16 protein-coding genes are annotated in these 14599 nt (G+C 32.1%); 3 read left to right on the top strand and 13 right to left on the bottom strand.

What is annotated here, in order from left to right; all coding sequences use genetic code 11:
- Positions 1–115 precede the first annotated feature (115 nt).
- The 3 genes from FQU23_RS06900 to FQU23_RS06890 form a co-directional block, all read right to left on the bottom strand.
- Complete coding sequence (locus tag FQU23_RS06900; protein ID WP_147673222.1) at positions 116–451, bottom strand: helix-turn-helix domain-containing protein; 336 nt, start codon at positions 449–451, stop codon at positions 116–118.
- 1042 nt (positions 452–1493) lie between these two features.
- On the bottom strand, positions 1494–3140 hold the full coding sequence (locus FQU23_RS06895; RefSeq protein ID WP_147673221.1) for an AraC family transcriptional regulator: 1647 nt from the start codon (positions 3138–3140) through the stop codon (positions 1494–1496).
- A gap of 120 nt (positions 3141–3260) precedes the next feature.
- Positions 3261–3449: a hypothetical protein gene (locus FQU23_RS06890; RefSeq protein ID WP_147673220.1), complete on the bottom strand. Its 189-nt coding sequence runs from the start codon at positions 3447–3449 to the stop codon at positions 3261–3263.
- Positions 3450–3524: 75 nt separating this feature from the next.
- Here FQU23_RS06890 and FQU23_RS06885 point away from each other — a divergent pair, with 75 nt between their 5' ends.
- Entirely contained in the window at positions 3525–3869 is a 345-nt protein-coding gene (locus tag FQU23_RS06885; protein ID WP_147673219.1) for a hypothetical protein, read from the top strand.
- Positions 3870–3940: 71 nt separating this feature from the next.
- Here the strand turns inward: FQU23_RS06885 and FQU23_RS06880 are convergent, their stop codons facing one another.
- From FQU23_RS06880 to FQU23_RS06865, 4 genes are all read right to left on the bottom strand, one after another.
- Entirely contained in the window at positions 3941–4786 is an 846-nt protein-coding gene (locus FQU23_RS06880) for an RteC domain-containing protein (protein WP_147673218.1), read from the bottom strand.
- 331 nt (positions 4787–5117) lie between these two features.
- A complete protein-coding gene (locus tag FQU23_RS06875) occupies positions 5118–5651 on the bottom strand; it encodes a hypothetical protein (RefSeq protein ID WP_147673217.1) in 534 nt (177 codons plus the stop codon).
- On the bottom strand, positions 5635–6384 hold the full coding sequence (locus FQU23_RS06870; RefSeq protein WP_147673216.1) for an ImmA/IrrE family metallo-endopeptidase: 750 nt from the start codon (positions 6382–6384) through the stop codon (positions 5635–5637). Before FQU23_RS06870 ends, FQU23_RS06875 begins: the two co-directional genes overlap by 17 nt.
- Positions 6371–6709: a helix-turn-helix domain-containing protein gene (locus FQU23_RS06865; protein ID WP_147673215.1), complete on the bottom strand. Its 339-nt coding sequence runs from the start codon at positions 6707–6709 to the stop codon at positions 6371–6373. The genes FQU23_RS06870 and FQU23_RS06865 overlap by 14 nt, the downstream gene beginning before the upstream one ends.
- A gap of 363 nt (positions 6710–7072) precedes the next feature.
- On the opposite strand from FQU23_RS06865, the gene FQU23_RS06860 reads away from it, so the two are divergent.
- Positions 7073–7771, top strand: a complete 699-nt coding sequence (locus FQU23_RS06860; RefSeq protein WP_147673214.1) for a hypothetical protein — start codon at positions 7073–7075, stop codon at positions 7769–7771.
- 14 nt (positions 7772–7785) lie between these two features.
- The gene (locus FQU23_RS06855; protein WP_147673213.1) at positions 7786–8874 is read left to right on the top strand and encodes a hypothetical protein; all 1089 of its coding nucleotides are present in this window, start codon (positions 7786–7788) and stop codon (positions 8872–8874) included.
- Positions 8875–9586: 712 nt separating this feature from the next.
- On the opposite strand, the gene FQU23_RS06850 is transcribed toward FQU23_RS06855, so the two are convergent.
- From FQU23_RS06850 to FQU23_RS06830, 6 genes are all read right to left on the bottom strand, one after another.
- Positions 9587–10192: a hypothetical protein gene (locus FQU23_RS06850; protein ID WP_147673212.1), complete on the bottom strand. Its 606-nt coding sequence runs from the start codon at positions 10190–10192 to the stop codon at positions 9587–9589.
- A gap of 168 nt (positions 10193–10360) precedes the next feature.
- Positions 10361–10915 (bottom strand): hypothetical protein, encoded by a 555-nt coding sequence (locus FQU23_RS06845; RefSeq protein ID WP_147673211.1) that lies wholly within the window; start codon positions 10913–10915, stop codon positions 10361–10363.
- Positions 10916–11099: 184 nt separating this feature from the next.
- Entirely contained in the window at positions 11100–11702 is a 603-nt protein-coding gene (locus tag FQU23_RS06840; RefSeq protein ID WP_147673210.1) for a hypothetical protein, read from the bottom strand.
- Positions 11703–11816: 114 nt separating this feature from the next.
- The gene (locus tag FQU23_RS06835) at positions 11817–12797 is read right to left on the bottom strand and encodes a hypothetical protein (RefSeq protein ID WP_147673209.1); all 981 of its coding nucleotides are present in this window, start codon (positions 12795–12797) and stop codon (positions 11817–11819) included.
- 543 nt (positions 12798–13340) lie between these two features.
- Complete coding sequence (locus FQU23_RS16295) at positions 13341–13463, bottom strand: hypothetical protein (RefSeq protein ID WP_255673695.1); 123 nt, start codon at positions 13461–13463, stop codon at positions 13341–13343.
- Between the two features lie 123 nt (positions 13464–13586).
- Positions 13587–13835: a helix-turn-helix domain-containing protein gene (locus FQU23_RS06830; protein WP_091169434.1), complete on the bottom strand. Its 249-nt coding sequence runs from the start codon at positions 13833–13835 to the stop codon at positions 13587–13589.
- Positions 13836–14599: the final 764 nt, after the last annotated feature.

The raw sequence follows: 14599 nt of genomic DNA, 5'->3' as shown, positions 1-14599 counted from the left end.
CGCTCGAGATGACGGTGAATAGTGAGTGATGTCTCTCGTCTCTCGACTGGCTCGAGATGACGCGCTCGAGATGACGGGGAATGATAATTTGATTGCTTCGTTAGGTGTAATGACTTTACTTGAAAAGGGTAGGGAGGGCATTTACTTTATTTCCGTTTAAAAGTTTTTCAATATCAGTATGGTCGTAATACATAATACCACCGATTTTGGTGTAGGTCAATGTTCCGTTAATGCGAAGGTTTTGTAAAGTACCTGGTGAAATATTCAGCAGTTTTCGAACTTCATTGGATTTGAGCCATTGTTTCTGCTGGAGTGGTTTGGATTGTATGATTCCTTTTAAATCATTGAGAAGGAGAGTTCGAAATTCGTTTAAATCTTCCATTGTAATTAATTGCTCGCGGTATATTCTGTTTTTAGTAGTGTTTGTGGAGCTGTTGCTTTCAAGTGCCATAACTTATGTTTTAGTTTGTTATGGCACAAAAGTGTTGGTATTGGTTGATTTTATATCACAAGTGGTTCACAAGTTGTGAAAGAAAAAAGGGGTTTTTCTTTTGAAATTGTTGTGTTTATTGACTTATTTTTAATAAAACAGCTATTGGGGTTCATTAGACCTTTACTTTTTTCCTTGATGAAAAAAGTAACAAAAAAATATTCATGGGTTATTATCGTTTTTTGGTATTCATGAATCTTCGATTTCAAGCCTGAAAATCAAAAGCTTGAAAACTACCTAGTTATTTACCTGACTGCCACTGGCAGTCCTCCTTTTAATTTCAAATGTTCCGCAGCCCGAGCCGTTCGTCCTTCGTCCTCAACTCGCGGACTGCTGCCACTTCACTTCTTCATTGTTTTCGTATGCTTTTTATTTAAGGGCGGTGTGAGAGGGTTGTAATTGAACGTTTATTGGTTGATTTCTGTTTTTATATTTTAAGAAAGTCTTTACTTTTTTCCTTGATGAAAAAAGTAACAAAAAAATCAAGCCTGAATAATTTTTAACCAAAAATCATCGGACAAATTTATCTCACTAATCCCTTATTGATATTGGTGTTCGATGAACCTCACTTCGTTTCGGTTTCCCTATCGCGACCCCAGCCGCTCGTGTTTCACACTCGACTCGGGGGTCACTCCCTACGGCCAACGCTTAAATTCTTACCGTGATTTTATGGCGTAAAATTATAAGGGCGTTTATGGTTTGTCATCTCGACGAAGAAGAGATCATATAAGAGGTTAGATATTTCTAATTAAGAGGATAATTTATTTCAAAATAATTTTTTCTTTTGGCTTGATACATAAGAAACAAAAGATCAAGACTGATAATCAAAAGCTTGAAGAGGCTCGTGTTTATTTAGCTGAATGCCACTGGCAGTCCTCCTTTTAATTTCAAATGTTGTTAAGCTATGCTTTTTATTTAAGGGCGGTGTGAGGAGGTTGTAATTACAAGTTTGATTTTGATATTACTGTTCTTGCGCAGTCGATTTTGGGTGTCTTGTTATTATTTATGAATGTTGTTGGTTTTTTAATTCACTGATGAAGTAGGTGGGAGAGAGGCCTGTTTGATTTTTGAACGCTCGTGTAAAGTTTTGGGTAGAGCCGAAACCAGCTTCGTCGGCTAATGCCTCATTTTTGTAAATGCGGTATAGGTTGTCGTTTTTGAGTAACTCTACAATATGTTCAATCTTCAGATAGGTGATATATTCAATGGTTCCTTTGTGGCGGTAGCGTGTAATAATTTTAGAAGCGTATTTTGTATTGGTGTTTAGTAATGAAGCCATTTTTGCCAAAGTCATGTCTTTTTCGAGGTACTTTTTATTGCGCTCAAATTTTTCAAGATTTATTAGAATTGCAGTAATTAATTCAGGGTTGATATCGAGTTCTTTACTGTTATTGTTTGAAACTAATGATCGGGCCGTTTCGGGTTTGCGATTCATTAATTCTTTAAATAATCTTTTATTTTTATAGTGTCTGTACGCCAACACCACTATGATTACTGTCATTATGGTAAATATAATACAGCCTATAACTATCCAATATTGTGCAATGTTTTTTTGAGTTTGAAGTAATTTTTTAGTATCGTATTCTTTTTGTATTTTCCCTGATAGGTATTTGAAATGCTTAAGCAGCAGCTGGTCAACTTTTACTAAGGTGCTTACGTAATACAACTCTAAGTCTTTGTTGTTTTGTTGCTGATAATAATCAATTAATAGTTCATAAGCTTCCCGTAAATCAGGACGTATGAAGTTTTGTGTTTGAAAAGCTTCATCTATCTTTTTTAAATAGGGTATTGCCTTTTCCTGCAACTTTAGGGCCCAGTAACTTTTGCCGATGTAAAAATAAGCTGTCGTTTCGTTTGTAAAGTCTTTATACTCTTTCATTGCCGGAAGAGCCTTGGTCAATTTCTTTATAGCGTCAGGATAATTGTGTTTGAAATATTGGTTTACCCCTTCGGAATGGATGAAGTAAGGCTCCATTTCTGAATTTTTAAGGCGTACACCTGCGCTCTGCCCAGTCTGATTTATCTGGCTGCATAGATCATATTTACCTATGCGATTGTAAGATAGCCCTAAAGAATGAAGTGAATTCAGATAGGCACGGTCATTATTTTCTTTAAAATAGTTGACACATTCTTGAAATAATGCTGTTGCTTCATCGTAAAAGCCCAGGTAATACTTAATCTGAGCAATAACATATTTTACTTTATGTATGAGGTAGTGGTTGTTTGTCTTTGAAATGTATTCATCAGCTATCAGATAACTGTCTAGGGCATTCATATGCTCTTTACGATCGTACTGTACAACCCCTTTTGTCATGTAGGCAGAAGCTATGAATTCAATATTAGCTGTTCTTTTTGCCGTTTTGATCATACTATCGACATATACAAGTTGTAGCTTTTTATTGCTCGTATAAATTAAGGCTTTATACGAATGTGACATTTGACCGAAGTTTTTTTTTCGTTTTGCCTTAGCTAACCAGGACTGTGCATACAGTCTTTCTTTGATACTGTCCTTTTCTTCATAAAGAATGTTGTTGCTGTAATAATCATAGTCTTTCGTTGAAAGACTGTCCGGTATGACAAAGTTATTTTGTTGTGAATAGGCATTATAATAAAGGCATACCCATATTATAAGTAAGTATTTTTTTTTCATATTCCTAAGAGATTAGGGGCTTACTAATTAGAAAAAAACAGGGAGATTGTACTATAGTATTCAATTTCTGCGCATTAAATGTAAGTAAAATAACTTAATAGCAACAAGAATGATCTCAACCTAAGGATTCTCCCATTTTAAACTGTAAGTATCTGTACTAATGTTTCTTATCGAAGAAAGTTCTGTGTTCAATTCGGGAATTGAATATAGTAGATTCCCGAATTGAATAGGTGTTGGCTTGCCGCTAGAGAATGGAGCACCTAGTTTTGCCTTGAATTCAAATGGTTTTGTTATGAGCAAAACTACCATCAAAATTGTTCAGATTATCCCGGGAGAAATGAACTGATTAAAAAGTAATCAGTAACATTTAAAACATTATCAAAGATGAAAAAAATCTATTTAGGTTTTAGCACTTTATTTTGCTTAACCATTTTGTTAACACTTGATTCCTGTACTACCGACTCTGTTTTAGTATTAGATGATCCTTTAGGTACCGTAGTTGGGAAGAATGAAAGCCCTAATTTTAATTCCAAAAAAGAAAATGGCGTGTCAGTGAACGTTAAGGCTCCGTATGTCACTGGCGACCGTATGCCCAATACGTCATTTGGGATTCAGCAAGTGCCGGATAGTATTACTATCTATTCGAGTACTGAAGGAGATAAGATTATTGATCCAGACTGGAAAAAACTAGTCACCCATTTTACAGATAGTAGTGGGACTATTGAGTAGTTGACTTCTATTTCTACCATTAATAGAGTGCATAATTATGCCAAACAGGTTGCTCGCTTGAGCAGCCTGTTTTAATTTTCGTCTGCATCATCCATTCGGATTATAAGTTTGTTTTTGAGAGTATTAAGAAATTTTGTTCTTTCGGATTTTCTGTTTCTGATTTCGATAAAAACTCTGTTGAACTGTCCTAAATCAATATTAAAAGCTATCTCAAAAAAGGTTGTCACTTCTTTGAGTCCTGAAGCCCCGTTATTAAAAACACCTTCTGTATGGAGTGCATAAATCAATTCTATCAGTTCCACTTTTGACCCTGTCCATTTTGGTCCTTTAGGGAGTGGGGAAGACGGTTGTGGTATTATTCCCTTTCTCTGCAGTTTTTGCATTTGCTCTTCCAGAAATATTTTTATCTCATCATTGGCTAGCATGCGAGCTACTTTATAATCGTGAGAGGTTGAGAATCGATGGTCTATTTGATAATAAACACTGTCCATCATTAATTTAAGGTCGTATTTAGCGCGTATAAAATATTTGTTATCAAGACAGTTGTTAGCCGTGCGGCAGTAGCGGTAAAACTCCTGGTTCTGTTTGAAAAAAACCTTTAATTTAAGAAGTTCTGCGTTATAGTATTTAGCTATTGTTTTATGGGAGCCCAATGGCTTATTGGTTTCAATACTATAGATTTGGTTGTAGTAAATCAGTTTGCTGGCAAACTTTGGTTTGATATCCCGGAAGAATTCTATTTCTTCTTTTTTGTTTAGCCCTTTGTATTTTATAAAAAAGGTTTTTAGCCTTTCTAAGGCAGCAACGCTGCTTTTCATTGCATTTTCAGCTGATTGTATAGGGTTTTCTGTTTGCAGATGGATCATTTTTAATTGCTGCTGTAATTCGGACATCAAGGATTCAGAAAATATTTTCATTGAAGCGGTTTAAGATTTACAAATTGACTTTTTTGGTAATTGTATTGTGGTGTAAATCTATTTGATGGTCGCTATTCTTCCAAATAGTATGGTGTGCGATTCTCGAATTGAATAGTGTAATTCCCGAATTGCATAGTAGTTATATTTTTATTTTTTACATCGTCAATACTATTTTCTTTAATAGTTTTAGAATAAAGAATGGTAATCACAGGACGTAAATCCGCATCATCGGGGGCCGAATTTGTAGTTTGTTAAAAAAAAAACACACGAAAGAATTCGTGTGGGAGTGGGGAGCGGGGATCCGCAAGGACACTTTTTTATGCACTAATTTTTATTTGTTTTTTTTATGTTTTTCGTAAATTTTTATGCTGTCTATATTATGGATAAGTCTACTTTTTTTATTTTTTACTTCTTTGATAAAACCATCACATTCTTCTTCATCCATTATGCCAGACGTATAAGCTTTTAAAAGAATATCCATTGTTGTAAGGTAAATAATACCGTGTAATTGACAATAGTGCTCTATGTCTCTTAAGTTACTACTGGCAATATAGTCATTTGTATGTCTTGCTACTGCCATACATGCAGCCTCGCCATCACCTAATGTCTTTTTAAGTATGCTATATTCCTTAATTATCTCAATATTCCTCGGCATTGGGATAATTGGAATCTTAGACCATGTTATAAAATTAGTGATCGATGTTTGGCTACTTTTGTGTTTATCCAGTTCTGCTTTTACCCGATCCAATATAACAAATCGCTCCGGGAATATTTTAGGCAACAGCAGTTGTTTCCCTGCCTTGATAAAATGGATAATGACATCACAATCCAGCAAAATTTTTGGGGCGTTAAATTTCTTTGCCATCCTCATCAATATTTGGATCATCCACATCTATACCGATATCAAACATCAATGAGTGATAGTGACTTTCTGAAATCTTATCCTTGTCAAATAATTCTTTTGCTTTTGTTCCATAATTACCAACAACGATAGGTGCTTCTTTATCCGTTGCATTGTATAATAGTGTAGAGTAACCGTGTTCCACAGCACTTTTTTTGATATCTTTTTTATATTGCGAATAATCAGAACGCAATAGTCCAATTTTGTTTAAACGTATCAATAGAGCAGTTCTGGAAACTCCAAAATACTGCTCCAGTTTAATAATTGTTGCCAGTGATATTTCTGCACCCCATGCTAATTCCTCTTCCGGTATTTGTTTCATGATTCCTGCTTCGGGCATCAAAAAATAGGAACTAAAAATATCGGCATTGTATTCTTCGCGGTCTTTCTTATCAAATTTTCCAGCTTTGCACATTTGAAAACTGAATCCTTGCTGGATAAATAAATGATACAGTTCATGTCCAATAGTGAAATGTTGGCGACCCACAGAATGGCAGGTATTGACCAACATGAAATTACTGTTCTTTGTTTTTAATGCCATACCTGAAAACTCCCCATTTAACGGTCTGAAATACGTAAGAACATCGAGCGATCTTAATAATTTTTCAAAGTCAATGGCATTCTCGTTTCCTATACCGTTTTCACGGCGGAACTTATTGGCTCTTACCTCCAATATTTTATCATTAACGGTTACCATACAAATTATTGATTTTTAGATAATTTTTTACAATCTTACCAAAATCTGCCATTGCTTCCATATCATCAGTATCAAAATCATTTTTTCTGAATGCAAAAACAACTTCTGCTACTGCTTCATCAACATTGTCTACAAAAAAAACATCTAAGTTCACACCAAATAAATCCGATAATCTTTCTAAAACTTCTAAAGGGACTTCTCTTTCTCTAGTTTCGTAAAAACTGATCATTTCCCTTTTTATTCCCAGGAAATCTGCTACTTTATCTTGTGTATATGCATATTTATCCCGTAGGCCTTTTATTATTAATCCTGTTGTATTTGTCATGGCTTCATTTTTTAAAAAGGTGAATGTAACTTTTTTATTTGTTACAAAGATATGTATTTTTTTAAAAATAAAGTAAAATGTACATAAAATTATTTTGTATGTTTGTGTTAATATAATGATTCAAGTGGTTCTAATGATATCCTTTAGTATTTCTATAAGTCAAAAATTAATTACTGAAAATTAGTAGATTTGTGTAAGTCTAAAGAAGATGATATTAGCTTTTAAAGGTTTTACGTAAGAAGCAGCAATAGAAAATTATAAAATTTAGTGCTTATGCAAACTATTAAAATAATAAATATGATTTGTCAACTTTGCCTAGAGGATAAGCAATTAATTAAGAATTCACATATTATACCTAACTTTATGTATAAGGGACTGTATGGTATAACGCATAGACTTGCCAATGTAAATATTCAGGATCTTACTAAAGTTACCTATCAACAGACCGGATTTAAGGATAGGGATATATTGTGTGCTGATTGTGATAACGCCGTAATTGGGACCTTAGAACGCTATGCTTGTAATCACTTATATAATAGCCACGACAGCATTGAGACTGAAATCATGGCAGGTGATGCTATACACGTTTCTTGTCTTAGATATAAGAATTTAGATTATACAAACCTCAAATTGTTTTTTCTTTCTATATTATGGAAATCGCATCTCTCAAAGAATCCGTTTTTTAATGAAATTAATCTTGGCACATGCTATGCAGAGCGATTGAGAAAAATGATATTGAATCGTGATGCAGGAGCTGAGGATGAATTTGAAGTTATTTTAGTTAAGATTGAAAATAATGGAACTAAACCTACTCAATCTATTGTTCAGCCAAGAAGGATAAAAGATAATGGTAATACGAGTTATGGATATCATATCAATGAAATTTTGTATCATTTTAATGTATCGAACTATAACAAGATGTCTATGTTTAATAAAGGCATAATTAAAAAAGACGGGATCATTGATATTGCGATAATAGGTGATGATTTTGGGGACGGATATTTCGATAGTTTTGTTGGACAAAGTCTTTTCCTGAATAGTAATAATAATAGAGATAAGTAGATTAATTTAATAATATGAAAAAACAGTTACCTAAACCTGAATATTGGCAAGATTTTGAAGATTTATGTAAAAATTTATGGGGACAATTATGGGATATACCACTTAAAATCAAGAAGAATGGTCGAATAGGCCAGTCCCAAGACGGTGTTGATATTTACGGAGTACCAAAAGGAGAAATTGATTTTTGGGGGATACAATGTAAAGGAAAAGATTCTTATACGAATGCCCAACTTACTGAAAAAGAAATAGATGTGGAAGTTGGAAGGGCAAAAAAATTTAAACCAAAATTAGCAGTTTTTATTATTGCAACGACTTCGAATAAAGATGCTAAAATTGAAGAGTATATCAGGCTTTTGAACGTTAAGCACTTGCAAAATGATTTATTTGAGGTATTATTGTTTTCCTGGGAAGATATTGTTGATGAAATTTTAAAGCGAAAAATAGTTTTAGATTATTATCTCAATGCAGTTAATTATAATCAAGACCATGGTTTTAGTATGTCAATAAATGGAGTCGAAAATAGTGATCTTATTTTAAGTCCAAAATATTATCGTGGAACTATTACCGATAAAATAGAACAACCACCAAGATACAATCCTAGATCTACTTCTGGAGGTGTTCTCAATTTAATGGTTGATGGATTTAGTTCGAGTGCTAATAAAACAATGCTAAACTGTTGTCTTTTAAACTTTGAACTTACTAATAGCGGTAACTGTGTTATTGAGGATTGGAAATTTATTATTGATTTTGGGTATGGTTTTGTCTATGTTGATATAATTAATTCTGGATGGAAAAAAGATCTTACTTACCATTTTAAATCTTCAGTAAATGTTGATAATCTCAAAGTTATCTTTTGTGATGAAAAGCCTTTAATACAAAAAGATATTAGAATATTTCAGATTTGGGTTACACCTCTTGAGCAGAACTATGATACTAATTTAACATGGAAATTATTAGCCAGAGACTTTAGTATTGATGGCACTATAAAAATAATCAGTGCACCAAGTTATGAGGAAAAAAACCTAATTAATGAAGTAAAGTATAATTATGAAATTAAAGGACCTAGGAAATATACTAAACCTATGATTTCTTATGTAAAATAAAATAATTTATTACTGATTAATATTTAATACAACGAGAATAACTTTGTATTAAATTTACTCTCGTTGTGTTTATAAAGGCAATATCTGCCTTTGTTTGTTTTATGATAATAAATCAAAATGAAAACTTTGATTTATTTTTTTCTAGCTCTCCAACTAATGTTCTTAAACCAGTTTTTTTTTGTATTCATAATACTTGCCTCTTAAATAAAGACCTAAAAGCCATGACACTATAAGTCCAATTTTTTCATAGTACTGTATTGTAATTATAGATTTGATTAGTTAAAAATAACCAGAATAGTGTGGGTATGAAATTAAGAACTTAATTTTAAGTTGTAAAAGATATTTATACTATGAATTGAAAATTACAAAATATCCATTAAAACAGGAAAGCAAGCAGTCAAGAGGTTGCTTTTGTTTATATTGCTGTAAAAACTCGGCTTGTGCGCACGAGCGAGACGCTCGCGCCAGCGCCTGTGTTACTTAACGCTCGCGCCGGCTGGGGATTTTATGCCCAAAAGTGACCGAAAACACTCAAAAACGAAGCAGAAACTACTCTAAAACAAAAGAGGACCATAAATCCTCTTGATATTCTCTCTAATTTTTTTACGATTAGTGCATAGGGTTGCGGAAGTGGAAACGGTTCCGTTCAACCGGAGTTTCATTGGTCGTGCTACGGACGCAACGAAACTCTTAGCTGTTAGTGGTAGTGCTGTTATGTAATCCACTTTTCAACTGTTAAATACAATTCCCATTTTCCATTTTCATTCAACTTGTAAATATAAGTGCCACCTTCTGCACAATGAATTCCACAATTATAGCCAACTTGAACAATTGCCATATCTTTTTTTAAATTAAATAATGGCATACTAACCAAACCAATACACTGATACTTTTCAAGCAGTTTACCCCAATATTTTTCGCTTTTTTCTTTCGTCGCAATCATAGTCGTATCATATTCAACAACATTTTTATGCTTTAGTAGTTTCTGTTCTAAAATGAAATGAATTCCATTTCTGTATTGTTTTGAAATGAATTTTTTGTCTTCTTGAGAGAAAAGTGTATCTACTTTTTTTAGGAGTATTGTATCGTAACCGATATAAAAAGTAGTTTTTCTGTTCAGCACATTGTTACAAAATTTAAAAACATCGTTTTCATTTAAGGCTTCACTATTAATTAATCCATAAATAGTTTGGTTGTCAACGAAAGTTTGGTACTTTTCTGTTCGGTGGTTTTTTTTTATTTCAACTTTGTTTTCAATATTTTTTTTGCAACTAATAAGCAGAAGTAAAAAGATCGGTATTAAAAGATGTTTTTTCATTTGTTGCATTAAGTTATTGAATTCTGCATTCTGAGTTAGCATTACCACTAACGTTCTCGAGCTACAAGCAGTTTGGGACTAAATTAAGCCCATTCTTCGGATTTGCCAAATCTTCCAAATACAAAACCAATTTCAAATTAAGCCTAATACCCAAATTGCTTGTAGCTGTTACCTGTTGTTTTTTCTTTTCAATTGTGAATATGATTGTAAAGTAATTATTGTCAAATTAAACACTAACAAATAATAGCCAATTTTTAGCTGTTCGATGTCTTCAAATATGTTTCCTAAGTACAGTATAATTAAAGGTACAGTTAATAAAGTCAAGTTTATTACGCCTAAAATAAAAGTTGCTTTCGGTTTTTCCATGAACGCATAGATTATTAGAAATAGATTTAATAAAAGCGAAACCATAAATGGAAATATTGCCCATTGTGGAGTTTTAATATCTTCTATAAAAATTTTTCCAATTTGATAGCCGTTTATTGTTAGTTCTTTTTTGAGTTTAACGAAATCAGTAATTGCTTTTTTCTTTTTTAAAGTTAATTCTTCGAAAGTCAAATTATATTCTTTTGCATTAAGTTCAGCTTTAGAATCGCTTTTGACTTCTTCCAATAATGGACTATTTTTCAGCATTGTATTTTCAGAAATATTTTTGTCAGAACAAGTTTGAAAAAACGGAAGAAATAGAATCAATAAACTAATTATTGAGAGTTTTTTTAACATATCGGCTGATTGAATTTATGTTGTTCATTAGTTGTTTCGGTTCTCAAAAATAACAGGTAACGTTTTGCTGCTTTGAGATGGCTGGAAGTTCGTAACCGCTCAATTTTCGGCTTAACGAAAACTTGATGCGAAACGTTAATTCCACTAAACTCCAGCTAGCTCATAATGGTTTTTGTATGCTGTGCTAATTATCAGTTCCGTTTTTCCACAATGCAATTAATTCGGCTTTAGTTTTGAATTTATATTCATTTTTGTAAAGCTTTAATATTTCGTTGTCTGGAAATTCTCGACTTATATTTTTGAGTTCAATTTCGGCTTTTTTAAGTTCTCCTTTTATTTCCAAAGCAGATAAATATTCCATTCGGAAGTTAAAATCATTTTTGAGTTCGGTTTTCAATAAGTTTTCATACTCAATTAAACCAATTTTGTAATTTTTTTCAGCTTCAGTTTTGTTTGCATCAATATCAAAAAAAAGTCCGCGTTGAATTTTCCATAATGGTTGCTTTGGTCTCAATTCTATCATTTTTGCATTATTTTTAATTGACTCTTTGACGTCTTTTTTCCAAGTCAAGAATTTACTTTTGGTATAATATGCATTAAAATAATTTTCGTCAATTTCGATAGCTTGATTGACTAAAACTAAACAACTATCAATTTTTACATTTTCGTCTATATTAGATTTCATAAAAAAATCATTAGCTTTTTTCACTAAAACTTTAGCTTCTTTTTCTTGTCCATCACAAGAAACAATCGATAAAAATATTGTCAGAATAAGTAGTTTTTTCATTTTAGTATTTTTGGCTGCATTGCATACAACTTGTATATAACATCAACAAGTAACGCTTTTTTTAAAATCTTACCATATCTGAATGGCGGTTGGCAGATTGTTCTTGTTTATATATTACTTTTCAATTCCCAATATGTTATTTTTATTATCAATAACCATAATTTCATTGTCAAACATTCTATTACCAGTTATTCCGTAAATTATCGATGAAGGTATATAATCCATCATATTGAGTCTGAAAAATCCATAAACATATTCTCTTTCTTTTATAGTTTTTCCAATTTGAATATTTTCGGTTATTTGCTTTCTATAAATTTCATAATCTTTGCCACCGCTACCTATACAACAAAGCTTTTCTATCTCCTTTTTACTTTTTAGTTTTGCTAACCTTTTTTCACTTGTTAGTAAAGAAAACATACTTGAACCTGAATCAAAAAATAATCTTGTGTTTTCTTCTCCAATTTTTGCGGGAATTAATAATGGAAATTTGTCCACGCTTGCATTTTCAATAAAATCAAATGATTTTCCTAATTGCTTTATATTTTTTTTGGTTATTGCAATTTTATTTGTTTTGAAATCTAAAATTAAAGTTCTTCCAACAATTGCATCTAATCCAATACTTCCGATAACAATAAATGAACTATCTATCTTTACGTCTCCACGATTAAGCATTTTTATCTTATCAGCTTTGAATTTCATTTTTCCAATATTTAATATTGGTTTTTTAAGAAATTGAATACTATCTTTTGAATATTCAGTTTTCATGGATGTATTACTTTCAAGCAATTTACTTAATGTTATTCCGTAGAAACAAGTTTCAGAAATTCCAGTGTCAAATTGCATATATAAATTTTCTTTAATTCCTTCAATTTTTACAGGAACAAAGAAAAATGCTTTTTCAACCAGCATATTTTGAATACTATCACTTTTCCAAATTATTTCACTATAAACAATTTCTTTCGGTTCACTGAAAACTTTAAATGTGTTTATTGTTTTACTATTTCTCCAATAATTGTAATATATTGGAATTGAAATCGAGATTATGAGAATTAAAATTAAGAGTGTTTTGAGAGATGTTTTTAAAATTTTATTCATAATAATTTTCTTCGGATATATTTTAGTTTTCGCTTTTTAGAATGTCTGCCAACTAGTATATAGCATCAAGAAGTAACGCTTTTTTAAAGTTTTACTATAACTCAAGCACTATTTCTATGGCTGTAAATAAAAGCTTTTAAAATTATTAATACAATACCCACATTTAGTGATATTTTGACTTAATTTAAAGAAGATAATAGGAAGCTAATTTTGATCCGGTATTTTTTCATTTCTTTCTTCTAGTTCTCCAGCTATCATTATAATGTCTATTCCTCAAACATTCATAAAACTTCCCTCTCAGATATAGACCTACAACCCACACCACAGCAAACCCAATGATTTCATACCATTCCATATTTTGAATCTTTAAGTAAGGTCAAAATAGGGGTTTAAATTTTTATATAATATGCATTTTGGGAATTTCGATATGCAATGTGGGAATATCTATAGACATAAAAAAAGATGCCTGAGCATCTTTCTACCTATTGTTTTTATATTTTGAGGATAACGTAACCCTTTAAATAATCACAAATCTACTATTTGTCACTTTCGTTTAGGCGGTTTTAATGAAGGTGTATTACCAGGAGTGTCTTTATTATCACGTTGCCGTTTGTCTGGCTGTCCTGTTGATGTTGCTGTTCTTTTTGGTCCTGGTTTAAGTGCCATAATTTCAGAGTTTTAAGTTGTTAAATAGAAATATATAAAAAAAGTCAGAATAATAAAAATGTACAATTAATTTCATGAAATCTTTGGCGATGGGTGCTTAGTTGTGGTATTTGCACTATCTAATTATTCTTTTTCTAAATCTACTTTAAAATCAAAAAACTCCTTAGGCTGTATTTTAAGTCCATATGATAAATTAAGTATTGTTTCTAATGTTATATTTTCAGTACCTTTTTCAATTTTACTAATAAAACTTGCGTCGAGATCACAATTCTCAGCAATCTTCCTATAACTTAAACCTTTCTGTTTTTTTATTTCTCCGAGCCTTTTACCAAATTGCAGTAAAAATTCACTTTTTGTAGTTTCATTAATCATAGCCTATGTTTTAGGCAATTTCTTTAAATTTAAAGAAATTAATGTGGCAATATATTACCACGTAAATGTTTTTTAGTATATTTGTTTTATCATTACATTAAAGTAGTGTATTTTTGCGATTCTTCAAATACAATATTGAAGCATTCGCTTTGAATCTCGTTTCAGAAAACTGGTAATTTTAACACACGAGAAGATAAGTACTATGCTCACGTCCCATGGCGTGGGCTCACTTATTCGTGTGTAGGGTATACCAGTACCTCTGAAGCGTTTAAGATGAGTTCCATGCCATTTTTTTTGCTCTATATTTTGGTAATTACTCAACTTCATTCTTAGCGCTACATCTTCATTTTCATAGTCTCGCAGCAGTTTAAACCGCTAAAACCCGTATGCCTATGACCAAAATGCAATTACACATCTAAATCAGCCAACGCCGTAGCGTTAACCGTGGTTACTATCATTAAATCACAAAATCCCAGTCAGAAAAACCGCATTTTCTAAACTGGTCTGCAATACCTATGCCAACTTTAAACGATTAACTACTCACTATTAACCATTAACTATAAAAGCCCATGAATAAAATAACTAAGCCCCCCTAAACAACCCAACGCCTAGCGTTAACCGTGGTAACTGTCACTAAACCACATAATCCCAGTCAGGAAAATGCACTTTTCTGAACCGGTCAGGAATCTCTATGCCAATTTTAAACTGAGAACTGAGAACTGAGAACTGAGAACTGAGAACCGACAACGGATAACGGATAACTA

The sequence above is a fragment of the Flavobacterium sp. XN-5 genome, from assembly GCF_008033395.2.
In the GTDB taxonomy this organism is placed as follows: Bacteria; Bacteroidota; Bacteroidia; order Flavobacteriales; family Flavobacteriaceae; genus Flavobacterium; species Flavobacterium hiemivividum.
This window is presented reverse-complemented; position numbering and strand designations above follow the sequence as displayed.

What these genes read in the sequence shown, in the direction of transcription:
- FQU23_RS06900 (WP_147673222.1), bottom strand. Translation starts at nt 451, where the DNA reads ATGGCACTTGAAAGCAACAGCTCCACAAACACTACTAAAAACAGAATA.
- FQU23_RS06895 (WP_147673221.1), bottom strand. Translation starts at nt 3,140, where the DNA reads ATGAAAAAAAAATACTTACTTATAATATGGGTATGCCTTTATTATAAT.
- FQU23_RS06890 (WP_147673220.1), bottom strand. Translation starts at nt 3,449, where the DNA reads ATGGTAGTTTTGCTCATAACAAAACCATTTGAATTCAAGGCAAAACTA.
- FQU23_RS06885 (WP_147673219.1), top strand. Translation starts at nt 3,525, where the DNA reads ATGAAAAAAATCTATTTAGGTTTTAGCACTTTATTTTGCTTAACCATT.
- FQU23_RS06880 (WP_147673218.1), bottom strand. Translation starts at nt 4,786, where the DNA reads ATGAAAATATTTTCTGAATCCTTGATGTCCGAATTACAGCAGCAATTA.
- FQU23_RS06875 (WP_147673217.1), bottom strand. Translation starts at nt 5,651, where the DNA reads ATGGCAAAGAAATTTAACGCCCCAAAAATTTTGCTGGATTGTGATGTC.
- FQU23_RS06870 (WP_147673216.1), bottom strand. Translation starts at nt 6,384, where the DNA reads ATGGTAACCGTTAATGATAAAATATTGGAGGTAAGAGCCAATAAGTTC.
- FQU23_RS06865 (WP_147673215.1), bottom strand. Translation starts at nt 6,709, where the DNA reads ATGACAAATACAACAGGATTAATAATAAAAGGCCTACGGGATAAATAT.
- FQU23_RS06860 (WP_147673214.1), top strand. Translation starts at nt 7,073, where the DNA reads ATGTATAAGGGACTGTATGGTATAACGCATAGACTTGCCAATGTAAAT.
- FQU23_RS06855 (WP_147673213.1), top strand. Translation starts at nt 7,786, where the DNA reads ATGAAAAAACAGTTACCTAAACCTGAATATTGGCAAGATTTTGAAGAT.
- FQU23_RS06850 (WP_147673212.1), bottom strand. Translation starts at nt 10,192, where the DNA reads ATGAAAAAACATCTTTTAATACCGATCTTTTTACTTCTGCTTATTAGT.
- FQU23_RS06845 (WP_147673211.1), bottom strand. Translation starts at nt 10,915, where the DNA reads ATGTTAAAAAAACTCTCAATAATTAGTTTATTGATTCTATTTCTTCCG.
- FQU23_RS06840 (WP_147673210.1), bottom strand. Translation starts at nt 11,702, where the DNA reads ATGAAAAAACTACTTATTCTGACAATATTTTTATCGATTGTTTCTTGT.
- FQU23_RS06835 (WP_147673209.1), bottom strand. Translation starts at nt 12,797, where the DNA reads ATGAATAAAATTTTAAAAACATCTCTCAAAACACTCTTAATTTTAATT.
- FQU23_RS16295 (WP_255673695.1), bottom strand. Translation starts at nt 13,463, where the DNA reads ATGGCACTTAAACCAGGACCAAAAAGAACAGCAACATCAACAGGACAG.
- FQU23_RS06830 (WP_091169434.1), bottom strand. Translation starts at nt 13,835, where the DNA reads ATGATTAATGAAACTACAAAAAGTGAATTTTTACTGCAATTTGGTAAA.